Raw genomic sequence first — 16,963 nt, 5'->3', positions numbered from 1 at the left:
CCACAAAGACAAAAGCAGCCTGTTGAATATTATAATAAACAGGAGAATATCTTAGTTATCTTTTTCCCAGCTGCTATTCAACTAATTTTGCCCTCTTTACAGAATAGCACCATTTTATGCCCGGTATACAATTCCCATCCAAGCTGCCTAATGTAGGTACTACAATTTTTACGGTTATGAGCTCACTGGCAGCTCAGCACAATGCCATCAACCTGGGACAGGGATTTCCTGATTATCCCATGAGCGAAGAATTGGTGGCATTGGTAAATGAAGCCATGAAAAATGGATATAACCAGTACGTGCATATGAATGGGTATATTCCATTAAGGGAGGCGCTGGCCGAAAAAGTGGAATATTTATACCAGGCCAAAATCAATCCTGATACACAGATCACCATTACTCCCGGTGGCACCTATGCATTGTACACAGCACTAACAACTATATTACAACCCGGGGATGAGGTCATTGTATTTGAACCAGCTTATGATTCCTATATACCGGCTATTGAATTAAATGGTGCCAAAGCTATAACTATCCAATTAGAGTTTCCCACGTATGCCATTGACTGGACAAAGGTCAAAAACAGCATTACTGAAAAGACCAAAGCCATCATGATCAATTCACCTCACAATCCAACCGGGAGTGTTTTGACAAAGGAGGATCTTGATCAACTGGCTGCAATTGTAAAAGATACACGCATCATTATCATTAGCGATGAAGTATATGAGCACCTGATTTTTGATGGATTGAAACACCAAAGTGTATTACAACATCCTGAATTATCAGGGAGAAGTTTTGTCTGCTTTTCTTTTGGCAAGGTCTATAATTGCACAGGCTGGAAACTTGGTTACTGCATCGCTTCAGCGTATTTAATGAGCGAGTTTCGCAAGGTGCACCAGTTCAATTGCTTCACTTGTGACACGCCTAAGCAGGTGGCGCTGGCAACTTTTATAAAACAGAGGGAACATTATCTCCAATTGGGTGCCTTCCTTCAACAGAAACGTGATCACCTGCAATCATTAATGAAGGCAACAAAGTTCAAACCTATTCCCAGTTACGGCAGCTATTTCCAGGTCTACTCCTACAAGGATATTTCGGAAGAAAACGAAAAGGACTTTGCTATCCGCCTGACCAGTGAATATGGAGTGGCAACCATTCCAGTTTCAGCATTTTACCAGCAGGAAACAAATCACCAGGTGCTTCGCTTTTGTTTCTCCAAAAAAGAAGAAACTTTAAGCACGGCAGTAGAAAGACTTACCAGGCTTTAATGTAGTCCCTGTATATCACAGGATATTATACCCCGCATGTCTCACATTTATTGTCTGAAGGAATAGGCAGATGCCCGGTCTGAAAAATATTTTGTGCCATTCATTATAATCGTATATTTGCGATATAAGATTACTGCTATGGCATTCCACAAAAAAGAAGAGTTCGGAAAGAAAGAACAGGAACTGGCTGAGTTTGCAAAAGCACTCAGTCACCCCGCACGTATTGCCATACTTAAAGTACTGGCACAAAGAAATGAATGTATTTGCGGAGATATTGTGGACACCCTCCCACTTGCCCAGTCTACAGTATCGCAACACCTGAAGGAGTTAAAGAACGCAGGGCTGATAAATGGTACTGTTGATGGACCCAGATCTTGCTATTGTATCAACTGGAAGGCTTTCGAAAAATTCAGTAATGACATTGGCGCCCTGTTCCTGAACCTGAAAACGAAGAACGAAAAAGCTTGTTGTTAAAAACCTTTAAATCGATCTATATGAATAATGAAACAGAATTAAAAGAACTGGTAAAAGAAAAATACAGCCAGATAGCCAGCCAGGGGCTGGAACAAAATAAGACCTCCTGTTGTGGAGCCACCTCTTCCTGCTGTGGCGATGAAGTATATTCCATTATGTCGGAAGACTATACAAAACTGGAAGGATATAATCCCGACGCTGACCTGGGGCTGGGTTGTGGTGTTCCAACAGAGTTTGCGCAGATGAAGGAAGGTGATACCGTGGTGGACCTGGGAAGTGGAGCTGGCAATGATGCCTTCGTAGCACGCCGCATTGTGGGTGAAAAAGGAAAAGTAATTGGTATTGATTTTAGTGAGGCAATGTTGGAAAGAGCACGGGCTAATGTTGATAAGTTGGGATATAACAATATAGAGTTTCGCCAGGGCGACATTGAAAGGATGCCCTTAACAGCCAACAGGGCCGATGTGGTAATCAGTAACTGTGTATTGAATTTAGTGCCCAATAAGGAAAATGTATTTAAGGAAATATTCCGTGTGTTAAAGCCAAATGGACATTTTTCTATTTCAGACATTGTGTTGGTTGGGCAACTGCCTGAAAAGCTGCAAAAGGCTGCTGAAATGTATGCAGGTTGTGTTTCCGGGGCAATTCAAAAGCAGGATTACCTTGACCTGATCAAAAGAACAGGATTTACCAACATCACCCTTCAAAAGGAAAAGCAGATCATTATACCTGATGAAATATTACTCCAGTATATAATTGCAGAAGAATTAAAAGACCTGAAGGAATCCGGCCCCGGTATATACAGCATTACCGTCTTTGCTGAAAAGCCATGTTGTGAACCAGGCGCAGGCTGCTGCTGATCTATCGTCAAAGAAATACAAATAATAAGGGCTTGTTTGAGCCCTTTTCTTTGGTGATTACCGCCAGCCATTCTTCATTTAATAATAGTAAACCGTTTTTGTTGTGTATAAATATTGGTTTGTAACAGGTGATTTATATTCCCTGACCAATTCTTTTGGATACCCTTCATTGTCATAGCTGTATACATAAGACCGGGGCACTGCTACAGGGTAGCTTCCGTAAAAACTTTGTTGGGAAGCGGCCACATTATTTTTAGAATTGTGCGAAAGGAACAGGTCAGGCCAGTTCATGTGTACATATGGATTGATGTTCATGTCATAGTAATACTTACTCAATTCGCTCGAATGATTTGAAGTAGCCGATGCGCCTTCCTGAATATTACCATTAGTCAATACCATATTATAATTCATATCTATAAGCTTACCCGGATATTGGTAGTTGATATTTATTTCTTTCCTGGATAACACATCGCTATAGCTTACCGCAGCTATGGTTTGCTCGCCATTCATCTTGTGGTCCATAGCAGATACCCTTCCCTGTTGATCGTAACTGAAACTTATATAACCCATAAGGTTTTTGTTTTCATTATACTTATTGACCTTATCTAACCTTCCATTGCTGTATATGAATTCTTCCGTCATGGAAACATAAGGTGTATTGTCGGCTTTCTTCAGGAAAAAAATGATCTTATTGATATTGCCATCGCCCCGGTATTCATAAGCTGTTTTGCTATAAGCCTTGTATACACCTTCCACAAGGTTAAGGGTTACTTCCGATGTAAGCTTTTTGGCAGCTTTGCTTCCACCCAGCATTATGGCCATACCTTCTTTTACATCCGCTTTCATCAGTGTTACTTCATCTGTTATACCCCATTTTTCCAGCGTTAGCTGGTATTTAGCAACATTTAGAGGTAATTTGACATCATTGGTGCCGGGTTGTAGTGAAATGAAACTTAGACTTCTTTCATTGTTGGCATCCCATGTGGTCAGCCTAAGGCTGGCGGGAATACTATCATAATCTATCGCCCCTATTTTTACTGCCGCTTTTACTTTCACAGTATAGAAAAGCTTGCCCGGTACAGGATTGTTAGGGATTTCAGGGGGAAGATTAAAGGATCCACGGGGGTAGCCATAAGTTTCTGCAAAATCCCCACTTCCAATTCTTAATACCTGGACCGGTACTATAAGCAAGTTGGAATTGGGGATACTAACGTCAATGCTCAATGGCCTGGAAACAAGGGCTGCTTTCATCGAGTTGGCAATTGGTGCAGCAAAGCGTGTTTCATTATTCCCATTTATAATAAGAAGTTGTGTCAGTTTGTAGTTGCCACCGGGTAACTGCAACTTTTCGGCAAAGTATTTACCCGTAAAGTTCAGCGACAGCTTTTTAGCATTGATTACAGTTATTCCCTGGTCATTCACCAGGGTGACCATTGCAAAAACATTGGCGACACCTGTTAAGGATTCTCCTGGCAAAGAATCAATAACAATCTGAAACTGGTTGGTGAGTTTTCCCGGGGGCGGGGCAGGACTTTGTATAATATCGTTTGGCTTCCTGCAAGCAGTCAACATCAGCACCAACGTTGTTGCCAGCACTGTAATTGGTTTCATTATCTTTTTCATTGTTGTTCTTGTTTAGAGATAATACCCCCGGCAATCCTGGGAACGTTGGGTAAGGGAAATGGCTTTAACAAATGTTTTGTAAATGGCGAAGCGGGCTCTATTCAGTAACTGCCATTCAGGGTCACAAAAGAGTGAGCCTGTACTGCATTCATGTCCAGCAGGGTATATTCAGGGTGAACCTGAAATGCATGGGAAGAAATACTTCCGGAAAAGTTTTCAGTGGTTACCTATGCGCTTATAATAATTAGGGAAGCCAAAAGAGTTCCGTAAAGTTTTACACTGTTACATGGTAAAATTGAGCAAAAGCTTTACCTGTATAAATTATTAAACAGGCAACATTTCCTGTAATAACATCACAGAGTGACAACCTATTTTGGAAGTAACAGGCAGCAGGCTCCTCCTGTTATGTAACGGCTATGTGCCGCCTATGTGCCGCCTATGTAACGGCTCTGCAACGGCTCTTTAAAGAGGCGGTACAAAGGCGTTGCATACTTGTAATAATCTTTATTCATAACCGGAATAAACAAGCCTTCATTATGGATCCTCATTTTTTATTCCCAGGTTGCCTCTATTTTCATGGCCAGTCAGAATAGTTTGTTTTCTAAAATACCCAGAGCCTGGATTATGCTATTAATCTTACCGTATTAACTCTATGTGCTGCGGATAAAAATTTGGGTTTACATTTAAAGCTGCCATAAAAAACTATAAACCTTTTAATTAGCATTGATGAAGAAGCTCCTTCTTAGTATTGTTTGCCTTGGAATTATTATTGGAACATTTGCCCAGAAAACAGATAAAAAACTGCAACGCCAGGTGCATGAACTATTACAGGGTTTCAATGGGCAGGTAGGTGTATATGTAAAGAATTTAAAGAACGGGAAAGTGGTGGCCATCAATGAAGATTCAATATTCCCCACTGCCAGCATGGTGAAGGTGCCCATATTAACAGGTGTGATGGACAAGGTAAACAAAGGAGAGCTTGACCTGCACCAAAATCTTACTTACCGCGACTCGCTTTTATATGCCGGGGTAGATATACTCGGGTCTTTTAAAGACACGGAAAAAATTGAACTGGGGAAGGTGGTGATGCTGATGCTGGTAATGAGCGACAATACGGCCAGCCTGTGGTTGCAAAGCCTGGCCGGCACCGGGAAAAGGATCAACGCCATCATGGACAGCCTTGGATTCCAATCCACCAGGGTGAACTCAAGAACCCCCGGAAGAGAAGCCAACCGCGCCCAGTATGGATGGGGACAAACCACTCCCCGAGAAATGGCTACGCTGATGGAAAAGATCGTAAAAGGGGAGATCATCAACAAGGAACGCAGCGCTCAAATGCTACGGCTACTGGGTAGAAATTACTGGGATGAATATGCCATCTCTCAAATTCCTTCCGACGTGTTTGTGGCGAGCAAGGGTGGTGCGGTTGATGAATCGCGCAGCGAGGTGTTATTTGTCAATGGTCATGGTGCCCGATATGTTTTTTGTATTAACACAAAAAATATAAAGGATCAAAGCTGGGATGCCAAATCTAACGAAGCATGGGAGCTGACAAGGAAACTATCTAAATTATTATGGGATCATTTCAGTAACTGATAGGCTATAAAGCTCATGACGTAAGCTATAGTGGTCATGTAGGTGAACTGGATGATGGGCCATTTCCAGGACTTTGTTTCACGGCGGGTAATGGCCAGGGTGCTCATGCATTGCATGGCAAATAAATAAAACAACATCAGGGAAATACCCGTAGCCATCGTAAACAAGGGGGTGCCATCTTCTTTTTTGGCGGCTCTCAGTTTGTCCCTTAACAACATTCCCTGTTCATCTTCACCTACACTATATAAAGTGGCCATGGTACCTACAAATACCTCGCGGGCTGCAAAAGAAGTGATCAATGCTATGCCAATTCTCCAATCATAACCCAATGGTTTGATACCGGGCTCTATTGATTTTCCCAAAATACCCGCATAGGAGTTTTCCAGTTTGGCAGTGTTCATGACAACACGCAATGAATCGGCTTTTGCAGGATTTTTAGCGATCTCTGTTTTATAATGGTCCTGCACCTCTCCCATTCTACCAGGTCCAAAAGTGCTTAGTGCCCATAGTATCAGGCTAATCACCATGATCACCTTACCGGCATCAGTCACAAAGATCCTGGCTTTGTTCACCATGGTTTGAACCATGTTCTTTACCCTGGGAGCCCTATAGGTAGGCAGTTCTAATATAAAAAAGCTACGTTCCTTGCTCTTAATAAACCATTTGGCGATGAAAGAAACCAACAGGCCCATTGCCAGACCCAAAAGGTATAATCCCATCATGACCAGTGCCTGCACGCTGAATAATCCTAAAAGGTAGTGGTTGGGTATCACCAGTCCAATCAATATGGTATAAACAGGAAGACGGGCGGAGCAACTCATTAAAGGAGTGATCAAAATAGTAAGCAGGCGCTCCTTCTTGTTCTCGATATTGCGGGCACTCATAATGGCAGGTACCGCGCAGGCAAACCCGCTGATCAGGGGCATCACACTTTTACCATTGAGCCCAACGCTGCGCATCAAACGATCGGTGAGAAAACTGATACGGGCCATATAGCCTGAATCCTCTAAAAGCGTGATAAGCGCAAACAAGATCATGATCTGCGGTACAAAGACAAGAATACCGCTAAGTCCGGCGAGTATACCATTTATGATCAGGTCAGTCCACCAGGTATCGGGCAGGGACTGTGCTAAAGAGCTGCTGAAAGAAGAGAAAGCCATCTCTATCCATGTCATTGGATATTGGGCCAGGTAAAAAACACTTTGGAAAAGAATGAATAACACAGCCAGTAAAATCAGGTAACCCCATTTCCGGTCGAGCAGCACATTGTCCAACTTGTCCGTCAGAATGGTCTGCTGCATTGGATCGGGCTCTGAAACCGCTACCTGCATAATATGCTTGATGCGGCCATATCGTTGCAGTATCTCATTGGCCTGCGTGCGGGTAGGGTTAAACGCATGTTTGCGCTCTATGTTCTCAATATCTTCCTGCATGGCAGGACTTAATTGAAATTCTTCGTGGTTGATCAAATAATGTATAGCTGAATAATCACTTGCCGAGGGTACCAACTTTTTAAGATCGTCAATAGGCGCAGTGGCCATTGCTTTATTATCAATAAAGTCCCTAACCGGGATCTTGTAAGCCTGTGATGCAGTTAGTTCTAAAGCCTTTTTTAATTGAACAATACCTTTATTCTTACGTGGATTGACTGAGACCACAGGCACACCTAACTCTCTTTCCAGTTCCGGCACATCTATCTCTATTCCTTTTTTATTAGCCAGGTCCAGCATGGTAAGCGCCACCACCACCGGTTTTTTCAGATCCAGTATCTGGGAGCAGAATAAGAGGTTGCGTTTAAGGTTGCTGGCATCCACCACCACCACAAAAATATCCGCGTGGATATCCTTATCCTGGTTGAGCAATACTCGATAGCTAACCCATTCATCAAGTCTTTTAGGGTAAAGGCTGTAAGTACCTGGCAGGTCAATGATATTACCGGACAGGCTATTTGAAATGGGTGTATGCCCTGTTTTCTTATCTACCGTAACGCCCGGGAAGTTGCCCACACGCTGGTTTAATCCGGTCAATGTATTGAACAGGGAGGTCTTTCCGCTGTTAGGATTACCTACTAAAGCTATATGAATTGTTTTTTTACCCACTCTATCGCCGCGCAAAGTTAGACAGCCCCGCTCGCAAGGGCTTACGATATTGGAAGTTTTAAATAAAGCTTAAGGAAAATAAATTTATTAAAAAAGAGGTTTTATCGTCTATCTGAGTGCAGGCAATGATAATTTTGTCTTCCGTTCATTCCGTAAAATATTTTAACGTGATCAAGATCCGCTTTTTTGTCCTCTTCCTATTTGCTGCTACCCTGGTGCAGGCGCAAAAACTAAAAAAAGAAGATAAGCTGTTACTAGCCAACCTGGAACAACATGTCCATTACCTGTCAGATGATAAACTTGAAGGCAGACGTACTGGAACAGAAGGTGAAAAGCTGGCTGCTGCTTATATCAGTGAAGCTTTCAAAAAAGAAGGATTGCTACCCAGGGGCGTGAATGAATATTACCAGCCATTTGAAGTGGCGGAAGGAAAACAGGTGGACCCTTCTACTTTTTTCATGATCGATGACAACACGCTTGTGCTGGGCAAAGATTATTTCCCGCTTAGTTATAGTGCAGATGGATCCATTGAAGCCATGCCATCCCTGGCTTTGGAAGAGCCTCATATGCCCTGGTTCCTGAACCTGAAAGACCTTATAGACTCCAATGCAGGCAATCCACATTTTGACCTGGCAAGCGCCGTATTGAACAGGACAAAGGAAGTTGCAGCAAAGGGAGCCTCTGCCTTTATTATTTACAATACCTCTTCTAAAGAAGATGGGTTGCAATTTGATGGTAAAGATCATACGCCCCCGGTTTCTATCCCGGTGATCTATTTAAATAAGGATGTGGCTAACAAATTCCTGGCTGATCCTTCCGCAGCACTTGACTTGCGGTTTAAAACTTCAATTACTGAAAAGAAGCGCACGGGCACCAATGTGATTGGTTATATAGACAATGGAGCAGCCAGCACTATTGTATTAGGCGCACATTTTGACCATTTGGGTTACGGCGAGGATGGTAACTCGAGAGAAGTGGAAAAGAAACACCAGGTGCATAATGGGGCAGATGACAATGCCAGCGGAACAGCGGCTTTGATTGAGTTGGGAAGGTTATTGAAAAACTCAAAACTGAAAAACAATAATTACCTGTTCATTGCTTTTTCGGGTGAAGAACTCGGACTGTTTGGTTCTAAATATTTTACCCAGCATCCTACCATTGACCTGGGCACTGTGAACTACATGATCAATATGGATATGGTAGGCAGGTTGAGTGACAGCACACACACCATGACAATAGGTGGTTATGGAACCTCTCCCTCATGGGGCAGCTTTTACAGTATGAAGGGAAAGCATGGCTTGTACAATGACGGCATTCAATTTCATTTTGACTCCAGTGGTACCGGGCCAAGCGACCACACTTCCTTTTACCTGAAGAATATTCCCGTACTGTTTTATTTCACAGGACTACACAGCGATTATCATAAACCTACGGACGATTACAACAAGATTAACTTTGTTGGTGAACTGAGCGTGGTTAAGCATATTTATAGCCTGTTGCAAATGAGTGATAAACTAAACCAGCGACTGGCCTTCACTAAAACCAGGGAAGCACAAACAACTACATCGGCCAGGTTCTCGGTAACCATGGGCATAATGCCGGATTATACATTTAATGGCGTTGGCGTAAGGGTTGATGGTGTAAGTGATAACAGGCCGGCTAAAAAGGCTGGACTGCAAACCGGGGATGTCATTACAGGGTTGGGTGATATAAAGATCACTTCCCTGGAAAGCTATATGCAGGCCTTATCAAAATTTAAGAAAGGCGATACTGCCAAAGTGGAGTATATCCGTGGCGCCCAGCCACTTTCAACTACTGTAGAGTTTTAGTATTTTACCAATTATTGAGCTATCGTTATGAAATTAATGCTGGATACAAAAGATCTGACAGATGGCTTTTTCGAAGAGACCAAGCTGCTGGGGATCATGGCGCCCTTAAAGGACTACCAGTTTTGCTGGCAACTGAATAAATTACTGGGCATTGATTTCCGTATCAATAATGAGCTGGAGATACAGCTAAAGAAAAAGAACAGGAGCTATTTCTTTTCCATCTATGAATACCCCGAGCCATCCACCTGTCTAAAGCATTACCTGTATAAAAACCAGAATGATGGCGAGTACCTGTTGCCTGAGTTCAAGCACCTTGATTTCCTTTGGTTGCTAAAGGATGATTATGTTTCTGACGAAGCATTGCAACACCTGGTGCAATCCATCAAATCTATTAATGGGGTGCAGCTGGTGCTTGAGCTGACCAATGAGAAGATCAAAAATAAGGAACACCTGGTGTTTTAAGAATTTGTTGGTTAATGATACTTCTCAGGTCTTGCTTCGATGCTGCATGATTATACTTCTGAATGGCTGGATAGTTTCTTAATTTTAAGATTCACCTTAAATCATAAGTTATGTGGCAGGAAAAAGAAAACACGCTATACAGGAAATACGAGTTCAAAGATTTCAGTGAAGCATTTGCCTTTATGACCAGGGTGGCACTGATCGCTGAAAAGATGAACCATCATCCTAAATGGACGAATGTCTGGAACACGGTGGAACTGTGGTTGTCAACCCATGATGCGGGAGATGTTGTAACGGATAAGGACAGGAAGCTGGCGGAACGGATTGATGCTTTGGGTGGTAAATAATGGGTTAAGCAAGCTATATTACAGGCACATCATACATGGATACAAGTTACCCTGTCATCCTTAATTTAAAAATTCCGTGGCTGTCCAAAACATTTTATTATTTGTTAATGGCCTGCCTGGTTGTGCTTGTATTGTTTGCATTGCATATGGTTCCTTCCAGGCACGCTTCAGATGAGATGAAAACGGCCTATTTCATCTTAACAACATCAGAGTTTGTAAAGAAGGTGGTGGTTTTTGCGTTTTTAGGAACGCCTATTTTTTTTATTCTATACAGGTTCTGCAGGATTAAGCGGCAAGGTCTATTAACGTTATTACCCGACAAGATTGAAGTTGACAATTATAAAATTGTTACCTCCTATTCAATCAATGAAATCACCCATATCGCATGCAATGATGCCATGGACAGCGATGGATTTCCAAAAGGGGAACTAACTATAGATTTTAAAGATAAAAGCCAAAAAGTGACTAGTATGTTACTCATTGACTATGGTCAATCCGAGGAAATTATGAACAAAATACTTGCCTATGAAAACATCAAATTTTACATAACGGATTTCTCGATGAGCATGGAGGAATTGGAGAATTAATTAGTTCCCAAGTCCCCACCGAAAACAGGTAAATTGTTTTCATATTTTGTAATTGTCAATATTCTTGCCCAATTGCTATAGTTAACTCTTGCTTTATAACTGATGATTAGATTTATATTTTTAGCCTTACTATTGAATTTATCTAAAACATCTAATGCCCAATTGACCCCTTTGCCGGGTCCGCCCAGGCTTACAACTAAACGAGAAAGAGAAGAAAGTCTAAGAAATAGAAATTGTTCGATCAGGCATAAATATTCTGCTGCTAAAAGACTAACAATCTATCCTTTCTCAAAAGCAAGTAAGGTCCTGCTGGTTTCTTTTAAAAAACCAACATCTATTGTTATGGGTGGACAGGTGCCATTAAAGAACGGAAAAGTTGATTATGCAAAGCTTTATGAAATAAAAACACTTAATAACATACAAATAGACTCCTTAACACAGATCTTATATAATATTGGTTACCGTGGACCCTTCTTTACTGAAATTGACATTAAATGTTACAATCCTCGAAACGCCAAATTGTTTGTGGATGTGTCCGGAAAAACATTCGCCTATATTGAGTTGTGTTTTGAATGCATGGGACACCGAGTTAGTTCAACCAGGGTAAACACGGGAGATTTCTGCGAGCAGAAATACGAATTATTGGAAAACTTCTTTAAAGATTCTGGCATACGGTTCGGCACAATTGAAAAAGAGTTTGATAATTAATCTATTGTTCTACTTCTCAGACTATTAAGTTTTGATTAAAAGCTTTATTCAGTTGTATATAACGTCATGCCGTATATGAATAAATCCCCGGATGGAAATATGACATGCTTCGTTCGTTTTCGTCAAAAAAGAATGATAAATGCCGTTAGTTATACTTAAATTTAATTTAGATCTACCCCAGGTTAACATCCTTTCTTCCTGCTCTATTTCCTCAACGCATTAAACAAAATTTATGAAGTTCAAAATCTATTGCCAGTTTGTATTGGCCATTGGGATGACTCTCTTTATTAGCGCCTGTAATGGAAATGATAGTAAAGTATCTTCAACAACGGATTCAACCGGGGTTACGGAAACCAAATCTGATACGGTGCCTGCATCTGAAAAACCCAGTGCAATGGACGCTGTAAAAGTAGCACCTGGACTATACAAAGTATTGGCAGATTCTCTGGGTATCAGGATGTTGGATGCAACCTATAAACCCGGGGATTCCTCTGCTATGCATTCTCATCCTGAGAATGCTATGTATGTTTTAGAAGGTGGCTCTTCTATATTCACAGATAATAATGGGAAGGAAACAAGAGCGGATTTGAAAACAGGAATGTCAGCCATTTCACCAGCAGAAACTCATAGTGTAAAAAACATTGGGAAAAATACTACCAAAGTAATATTGGTAGAGATCAATCGCCAGGATGGAAGTGAAGCTCTGGATTCATCAATGGATGCCACCAGGATAGCCCCCAACTTATATAAAGTATTGAAAGATTCCATGGGTATCCGGGTGTTACAAGTATCTTATAAACCCGGCCAGTCGTCTGCCATGCACTCACATCCCGATGCTGCATTGTACGTGATCCAGGGCGGGACAACGGAGTTTACAGATAAAGATGGCCACAAGCAAACGTATACAATGAAAGCTGGCAGTGCCATGGTGATGGCTGCTGGAACACACAGTGTGAAAAACGTGGGAAAAACAACAACAAAATCTATATTATTCGAAGTGAGGAGGGGAAGGAAGTAGCATAATATTTTTGTTTCTTAATTTATACTAAATTGTTCAGCCAGGTCACGATCAATAATATGGAGTTTTAATAGCTTGAATGTCACAGAAGAAGAATGTATTTGTAGTAATTGGAAGCGCCAGCCGGCATTCTGCCAACCAAAAACTTATTGATTACATTAATAGTCTGACTTCTGATGATTGGACTTTGACTATTTATACAGATTTAAAAACGCTCCCTCATTTTGACCCGGAGCTTTCAATTGATAATACACCTGCTTCAGTAAAAGAGTTCAGGCAGTACATTGAATCTGCTGATGGTGTCATAATCTGTACGCCTGAATACGTTTTCAGTATTCCCAGCGGGCTTAAAAACGCTATTGAGTGGTGCGTATCCACCACTGTATTTTCAGATAAGCCTGTAGGGCTGATCACTGCTTCAGCAAGCGGAGTAAAAGGGCATGAAGAAATACAATTGATCATGAAGACGATAATGGCATTATGTACTAAAGAAACCACTTTGTTGATCCAGGGTGTAAAGGGTAAGATCAATGAGAATGGAGAAATAACGGATAAAGAAACCCAAGCTGCTATAACAAGGTTTATAGCAGCTTTTAAAGAAGTTTTAGATAAGCCATAATACAGGTCTGTCTACAAATAGCTGGATAGTTTTTTTATTTAAGTACTCAAAGCAAGAATGCATGGCTGTAATTACCTGTAAAAGAATCACTGCCATGCAATCAATTATGAATCCTGTAAAGTAAATTAACTTACTACCTTAAAGTTGAACGCGCCATTTTGGGTAGCACTCCAGATTCGTAACCATACAGGTAAAACAGATTCCGTTCCCCTGGCTGCTGATATATCTCCAAGGTCAAGAAAGTTCTCATTTTTCCAACCGAATGTGTTCAGGATTGACTTAACCTTTTGTTTGGCTTCTGCATCATTTCCAGAGATGAAATTGGTATGGTCTCCATTGTTAAGCATACCTGGGTTTACCATAAGCCCACACCACATAGTATTCAATGTTTTTACCACTTTCAGAGAAGGGAAAGTTTTTTGAATTTCTTCACCCAATGAATTGGTATTACTTAATGAAGGAATAAGGCTTGGGGGTGCACCCTTGCTGAAATCCAGTGGATTGGCAATATCAATAAGAATCTTTCCATTTAAATGCTCAATGCCGGCCATATTTAATGCTTCTATAGATCCGCCGCCAGCTGTGCAATTGAAAATGATTTCGCCAAATGCGGCAGCATCTGCAAAAGTTCCTGCACTTGCCTTATCACCATTTTTAGAAACAAAAGCCTGGGCTTTTTCATTGTTTGCAGTTCGGGAGCCCATTCTTACTTCATGTCCCAGTTCAATCAATTTTGAACCAATAGTATCGCCAACCATTCCGGTTCCTAATACAGCTATTTTCATTTGTTAAGTTTTATTGTTATAAATATTTATGCAAAGTTGATAAATATTGCTGTCGGAACTATGGTCTATAACTTGGTTGCCATGGTGTATTTATAAGCTTTCCAGCCTTACTTATGTGCTTTCCTGTATTCAAGCGGCGTTTGTCCGGCATAGCGTTTGAAAAACTTTCCAAAATGCGCAGGATCAGAAAAGTTAAGCTGCCAGGCAACCTGTGCTATATCATAATCTGTGAATTGAATAAGTGATTTTGCCTCCATCATGATCCTGTCATTGATAAAACTAAGGGCGTTTTTTCCCGAAGCCTGCTTGATGGCCTGCGACAAATGATTGGGCGTAATGAACAGAAGTTCTGCATATTCTTCAATGGAGCGCTTTTCAAGGTAATAATTATTGATAAGCTGAATAAACTTCTTTAATAGTGACTGCTGTGGTGTAGTAAAACCTTGTTCCCATTGATTGAAGGCTATAGAAAAATCTTTAAGCTGGTAAAGCAATGCGAGAAGTTTTAATGCTGCTATGGTGTGTGCTTTATCATTTTGTTCGTAAGCTGTAAATACTTCTTCAAACAGAGGAGCAAACTCTTTAAAACGAGCCTGGTTAAGTTTAAAGAAATTGGTATGTAACAAATCAAAAAATGGAAACTCCTTCCCGAACTCAGGTTTGAAAAACGAAAAGCATTCCTTTTTAAAATAGATCAAATAACCTTTGGCTGTTTCATCACGAAAAAAGCTATAGAGCAAACCAGGAGATTGAAAAACGAGGAAGCTGTTTAAATCTGTTACGCTGGTATTGTCATATGTGATCTTTGTTCTGCCTGCATTGTTAACAAGGCCTATGAAATAAAAGTCCTTTTTAAAGGGTGGTTTATACTGGAGCATGTTTGGCTGGTTTTCTGCCAGGCGAAGACAATAGAGATTGGGATTATTTGTTTGATAACCAGAAGAAAATGATTGAAGGAAATCATTGATTTGCTGATAATAAGGAATAAGAGATTTGTGGTTATTCACCTGTTAAAGGTATTAGCTATAAATGCTAAATAAGCATGTTGTTTTTATTCCAGAATATTTTGGGTTAATGAATGCAGCTGGTTCAATTCAATTAAGATCGAGAAGTATTTGATCAGCACATTAGTCAATCTTGATTTTGTATTTGAGCAATAAGCCGGGGAGACCAGTCATGGCAAACTTTGCTTTTTGTATGCGGTTATTCTCCGGATCAATAGCATAATTAGATGCAGTATGCATGTCAGCTCCTTCAAGGTTGGTGTTGTAAAAAACTGCCTTAAAAAGATCTGTGTTTTCAAATACTGACCCTTTCAGATCTGCATCTGTAAAGTCCACTTCGTGAAGTATGCAGTTTTTAAAATGCGTCTTCCGGATCTTCATTCCATAAAATGATGATAATTGAAGGTTGCAGTTGCTAAATGATATGGCAATCAGGAAGCTGTCACAGTTCTCAAAATGCAGACCTACCAGTTTGCAATCTTTAAATGCCACCTCCCTGAACACTGCCTGGTTCAGCTTTGCCGTAGAAAGGTTGCAATTGCTGAATGTACATTCAATGAAATGAATGCCTGATAAATTTGAGCCTGCAAAATTACAATGGTTGAACTCGCAATTTTCGTATACAGCGCATTGTAATGCTCTGGTTGAATAATCCTCCTTTTCAAAACTTTGATCTTCAATATAATTTCTTTCCATTCAGTTGTTTTGGGTCCTGTTTTGAAATTAAGGTTTTGGTCTTAAATATATTATGTATCGCTAAGTAATTAAAAAAGGCGGGATGATCCCGCCTTAAAATTTGATCAGGCTGTGTGCAAACTGCCTTCATACACATTATAGGCAGGTGAGATGGAGGGCTGAACCTTTGGGATGTCCTGCCTTGCGATAATCGGCATAAGGGTGGAGCTGAAGTTTTTAAATGCCTCTTCGGACTCCCAAACATCCACTACCATCCAGCCACCTGTAGTGGGGCCACCAACATGAAAGATCAATCCTTTTGGATGATCGTTGCCTGAGGCGCGCAATTCTTTCCAAACGTTATCATATTGTTGCTGGCTGACATTTGGGAAATCAAAACGGACGATTACTTTTTTCATAAACTATGATTTAAAAATAAAAGGATAAAATAAAAACCGTGGATGTCTTCTCACCAATCAGCTAAATGCTTTTGCCTGTTCATAAGAATCTGTAAAAGCAAAATAGCTTTGTACCTTACTATCCTTCATTTTAAAACTCAAACACCAGTCATGGTCGAAAGATTTACCTGTGCTTTTCACTATGCCTGCCTGGTGTCCTAAAACTATGATGCTGTCTCCCTGCACAATGAACTCTCGTGGTTCGAAAACGGAAAACCTGATCTGTTCGTCAAGGTGTTTAAAAAATTCCTGTACGCCTTCTTTTCCAAAGAAATTTCCTGACATGGCTGCACCGGGAATCTTGAAACTGCCCCAGCGCACATCTTCGGCAAGAGTGTCAATAATGGCTGGGATATTACCCTTTGCAAAATCATTAAAAGCCTGTTGAATGATTTGGAGGTTACTGCGGGTTGCAATAGAGGTTTCCATGTGATGTATGTTTAGGTTAAAGAATGCAAAACCAGGGGTGCGGGAGGATTTCCTGAGGGTAGAATAAAGGTAGTAATAATGATAAACCATCGTATGGTTTTTTACTGCCGTGCCGTCGATTA

General features: G+C 40.9%; 18 protein-coding genes. 11 read left to right on the top strand and 7 right to left on the bottom strand.

Annotated elements, in window-relative coordinates:
* Positions 1 to 116 precede the first annotated feature (116 nt).
* The 3 genes from BUA53_RS14245 (at position 117) to BUA53_RS14235 (ending at position 2,602) form a co-directional block, all read left to right on the top strand.
* The gene (locus BUA53_RS14245) at positions 117 to 1,268 is read left to right on the top strand and encodes a methionine aminotransferase (protein WP_072836058.1); all 1,152 of its coding nucleotides are present in this window, start codon (positions 117 to 119) and stop codon (positions 1,266 to 1,268) included.
* A 138-nt stretch (positions 1,269 to 1,406) separates the two neighbouring features.
* The gene (locus BUA53_RS14240) at positions 1,407 to 1,742 is read left to right on the top strand and encodes an ArsR/SmtB family transcription factor (RefSeq protein WP_072836057.1); all 336 of its coding nucleotides are present in this window, start codon (positions 1,407 to 1,409) and stop codon (positions 1,740 to 1,742) included.
* Positions 1,743 to 1,762: 20 nt separating this feature from the next.
* Entirely contained in the window at positions 1,763 to 2,602 is an 840-nt protein-coding gene (locus BUA53_RS14235) for an arsenite methyltransferase (protein WP_072836056.1), read from the top strand.
* A 78-nt stretch (positions 2,603 to 2,680) separates the two neighbouring features.
* Here BUA53_RS14235 and BUA53_RS14230 read toward each other — a convergent pair whose 3' ends face one another.
* Positions 2,681 to 4,225 (bottom strand): hypothetical protein, encoded by a 1,545-nt coding sequence (locus BUA53_RS14230; RefSeq protein WP_072836055.1) that lies wholly within the window; start codon positions 4,223 to 4,225, stop codon positions 2,681 to 2,683.
* Positions 4,226 to 4,951: 726 nt separating this feature from the next.
* Between BUA53_RS14230 and BUA53_RS14225 the strand changes: the two genes are divergently transcribed.
* A complete protein-coding gene (locus tag BUA53_RS14225) occupies positions 4,952 to 5,821 on the top strand; it encodes a serine hydrolase (RefSeq protein WP_072836054.1) in 870 nt (289 codons plus the stop codon).
* On the opposite strand, the gene feoB is transcribed toward BUA53_RS14225, so the two are convergent.
* On the bottom strand, positions 5,806 to 7,920 hold the full coding sequence (feoB, locus tag BUA53_RS14220; protein ID WP_072836053.1) for a ferrous iron transport protein B: 2,115 nt from the start codon (positions 7,918 to 7,920) through the stop codon (positions 5,806 to 5,808). The genes BUA53_RS14225 and feoB overlap by 16 nt on opposite strands.
* A gap of 167 nt (positions 7,921 to 8,087) precedes the next feature.
* Here feoB and BUA53_RS14215 point away from each other — a divergent pair, with 167 nt between their 5' ends.
* The 7 genes from BUA53_RS14215 (at position 8,088) to BUA53_RS14185 (ending at position 13,490) form a co-directional block, all read left to right on the top strand.
* Entirely contained in the window at positions 8,088 to 9,749 is a 1,662-nt protein-coding gene (locus BUA53_RS14215) for a M28 family peptidase (protein ID WP_139256448.1), read from the top strand.
* Between the two features lie 27 nt (positions 9,750 to 9,776).
* The gene (locus BUA53_RS14210) at positions 9,777 to 10,211 is read left to right on the top strand and encodes an IPExxxVDY family protein (RefSeq protein WP_072836051.1); all 435 of its coding nucleotides are present in this window, start codon (positions 9,777 to 9,779) and stop codon (positions 10,209 to 10,211) included.
* Positions 10,212 to 10,321: 110 nt separating this feature from the next.
* On the top strand, positions 10,322 to 10,558 hold the full coding sequence (locus tag BUA53_RS14205) for a 4a-hydroxytetrahydrobiopterin dehydratase (protein ID WP_072836050.1): 237 nt from the start codon (positions 10,322 to 10,324) through the stop codon (positions 10,556 to 10,558).
* Positions 10,559 to 10,593: 35 nt separating this feature from the next.
* Complete coding sequence (locus BUA53_RS14200) at positions 10,594 to 11,145, top strand: hypothetical protein (protein ID WP_072836049.1); 552 nt, start codon at positions 10,594 to 10,596, stop codon at positions 11,143 to 11,145.
* Between the two features lie 102 nt (positions 11,146 to 11,247).
* A complete protein-coding gene (locus BUA53_RS14195) occupies positions 11,248 to 11,853 on the top strand; it encodes a hypothetical protein (protein ID WP_072836048.1) in 606 nt (201 codons plus the stop codon).
* A 232-nt stretch (positions 11,854 to 12,085) separates the two neighbouring features.
* Positions 12,086 to 12,871 (top strand): cupin domain-containing protein, encoded by a 786-nt coding sequence (locus BUA53_RS14190; protein WP_072836047.1) that lies wholly within the window; start codon positions 12,086 to 12,088, stop codon positions 12,869 to 12,871.
* Between the two features lie 79 nt (positions 12,872 to 12,950).
* On the top strand, positions 12,951 to 13,490 hold the full coding sequence (locus tag BUA53_RS14185; RefSeq protein WP_072836046.1) for an NADPH-dependent FMN reductase: 540 nt from the start codon (positions 12,951 to 12,953) through the stop codon (positions 13,488 to 13,490).
* Positions 13,491 to 13,615: 125 nt separating this feature from the next.
* Here BUA53_RS14185 and BUA53_RS14180 read toward each other — a convergent pair whose 3' ends face one another.
* From BUA53_RS14180 to BUA53_RS14160, 5 genes are all read right to left on the bottom strand, one after another.
* Positions 13,616 to 14,275, bottom strand: a complete 660-nt coding sequence (locus BUA53_RS14180; RefSeq protein ID WP_072836045.1) for an NADPH-dependent F420 reductase — start codon at positions 14,273 to 14,275, stop codon at positions 13,616 to 13,618.
* Positions 14,276 to 14,382: 107 nt separating this feature from the next.
* Positions 14,383 to 15,282, bottom strand: a complete 900-nt coding sequence (locus BUA53_RS14175; protein ID WP_072836044.1) for a helix-turn-helix domain-containing protein — start codon at positions 15,280 to 15,282, stop codon at positions 14,383 to 14,385.
* A 120-nt stretch (positions 15,283 to 15,402) separates the two neighbouring features.
* Positions 15,403 to 15,975 carry a pentapeptide repeat-containing protein gene (locus BUA53_RS14170; protein ID WP_072836043.1) on the bottom strand — a complete coding sequence of 191 codons (573 nt, stop codon included), beginning with the start codon at positions 15,973 to 15,975 and terminating at the stop codon, positions 15,403 to 15,405.
* A 104-nt stretch (positions 15,976 to 16,079) separates the two neighbouring features.
* Positions 16,080 to 16,373 carry an antibiotic biosynthesis monooxygenase family protein gene (locus BUA53_RS14165; protein ID WP_072836042.1) on the bottom strand — a complete coding sequence of 98 codons (294 nt, stop codon included), beginning with the start codon at positions 16,371 to 16,373 and terminating at the stop codon, positions 16,080 to 16,082.
* A 57-nt stretch (positions 16,374 to 16,430) separates the two neighbouring features.
* A complete protein-coding gene (locus BUA53_RS14160) occupies positions 16,431 to 16,841 on the bottom strand; it encodes a nuclear transport factor 2 family protein (protein ID WP_175546084.1) in 411 nt (136 codons plus the stop codon).
* Between the last annotated feature and the right edge of the window lie 122 nt (positions 16,842 to 16,963).

Origin of the sequence: Flavisolibacter ginsengisoli DSM 18119, from assembly GCF_900129295.1 — a bacterium.
GTDB lineage: Bacteria > Bacteroidota > Bacteroidia > Chitinophagales > Chitinophagaceae > Flavisolibacter > Flavisolibacter ginsengisoli.
This window is presented reverse-complemented; position numbering and strand designations above follow the sequence as displayed.

What these genes read in the sequence shown, in the direction of transcription:
- BUA53_RS14245 (WP_072836058.1), top strand. Translation starts at nt 117, where the DNA reads ATGCCCGGTATACAATTCCCATCCAAGCTGCCTAATGTAGGTACTACA.
- BUA53_RS14240 (WP_072836057.1), top strand. Translation starts at nt 1,407, where the DNA reads ATGGCATTCCACAAAAAAGAAGAGTTCGGAAAGAAAGAACAGGAACTG.
- BUA53_RS14235 (WP_072836056.1), top strand. Translation starts at nt 1,763, where the DNA reads ATGAATAATGAAACAGAATTAAAAGAACTGGTAAAAGAAAAATACAGC.
- BUA53_RS14230 (WP_072836055.1), bottom strand. Translation starts at nt 4,225, where the DNA reads ATGAAAAAGATAATGAAACCAATTACAGTGCTGGCAACAACGTTGGTG.
- BUA53_RS14225 (WP_072836054.1), top strand. Translation starts at nt 4,952, where the DNA reads ATGAAGAAGCTCCTTCTTAGTATTGTTTGCCTTGGAATTATTATTGGA.
- BUA53_RS14210 (WP_072836051.1), top strand. Translation starts at nt 9,777, where the DNA reads ATGAAATTAATGCTGGATACAAAAGATCTGACAGATGGCTTTTTCGAA.
- BUA53_RS14205 (WP_072836050.1), top strand. Translation starts at nt 10,322, where the DNA reads ATGTGGCAGGAAAAAGAAAACACGCTATACAGGAAATACGAGTTCAAA.
- BUA53_RS14200 (WP_072836049.1), top strand. Translation starts at nt 10,594, where the DNA reads ATGGATACAAGTTACCCTGTCATCCTTAATTTAAAAATTCCGTGGCTG.
- BUA53_RS14195 (WP_072836048.1), top strand. Translation starts at nt 11,248, where the DNA reads ATGATTAGATTTATATTTTTAGCCTTACTATTGAATTTATCTAAAACA.
- BUA53_RS14190 (WP_072836047.1), top strand. Translation starts at nt 12,086, where the DNA reads ATGAAGTTCAAAATCTATTGCCAGTTTGTATTGGCCATTGGGATGACT.
- BUA53_RS14185 (WP_072836046.1), top strand. Translation starts at nt 12,951, where the DNA reads ATGTCACAGAAGAAGAATGTATTTGTAGTAATTGGAAGCGCCAGCCGG.
- BUA53_RS14180 (WP_072836045.1), bottom strand. Translation starts at nt 14,275, where the DNA reads ATGAAAATAGCTGTATTAGGAACCGGAATGGTTGGCGATACTATTGGT.
- BUA53_RS14170 (WP_072836043.1), bottom strand. Translation starts at nt 15,975, where the DNA reads ATGGAAAGAAATTATATTGAAGATCAAAGTTTTGAAAAGGAGGATTAT.
- BUA53_RS14165 (WP_072836042.1), bottom strand. Translation starts at nt 16,373, where the DNA reads ATGAAAAAAGTAATCGTCCGTTTTGATTTCCCAAATGTCAGCCAGCAA.
- BUA53_RS14160 (WP_175546084.1), bottom strand. Translation starts at nt 16,841, where the DNA reads ATGGAAACCTCTATTGCAACCCGCAGTAACCTCCAAATCATTCAACAG.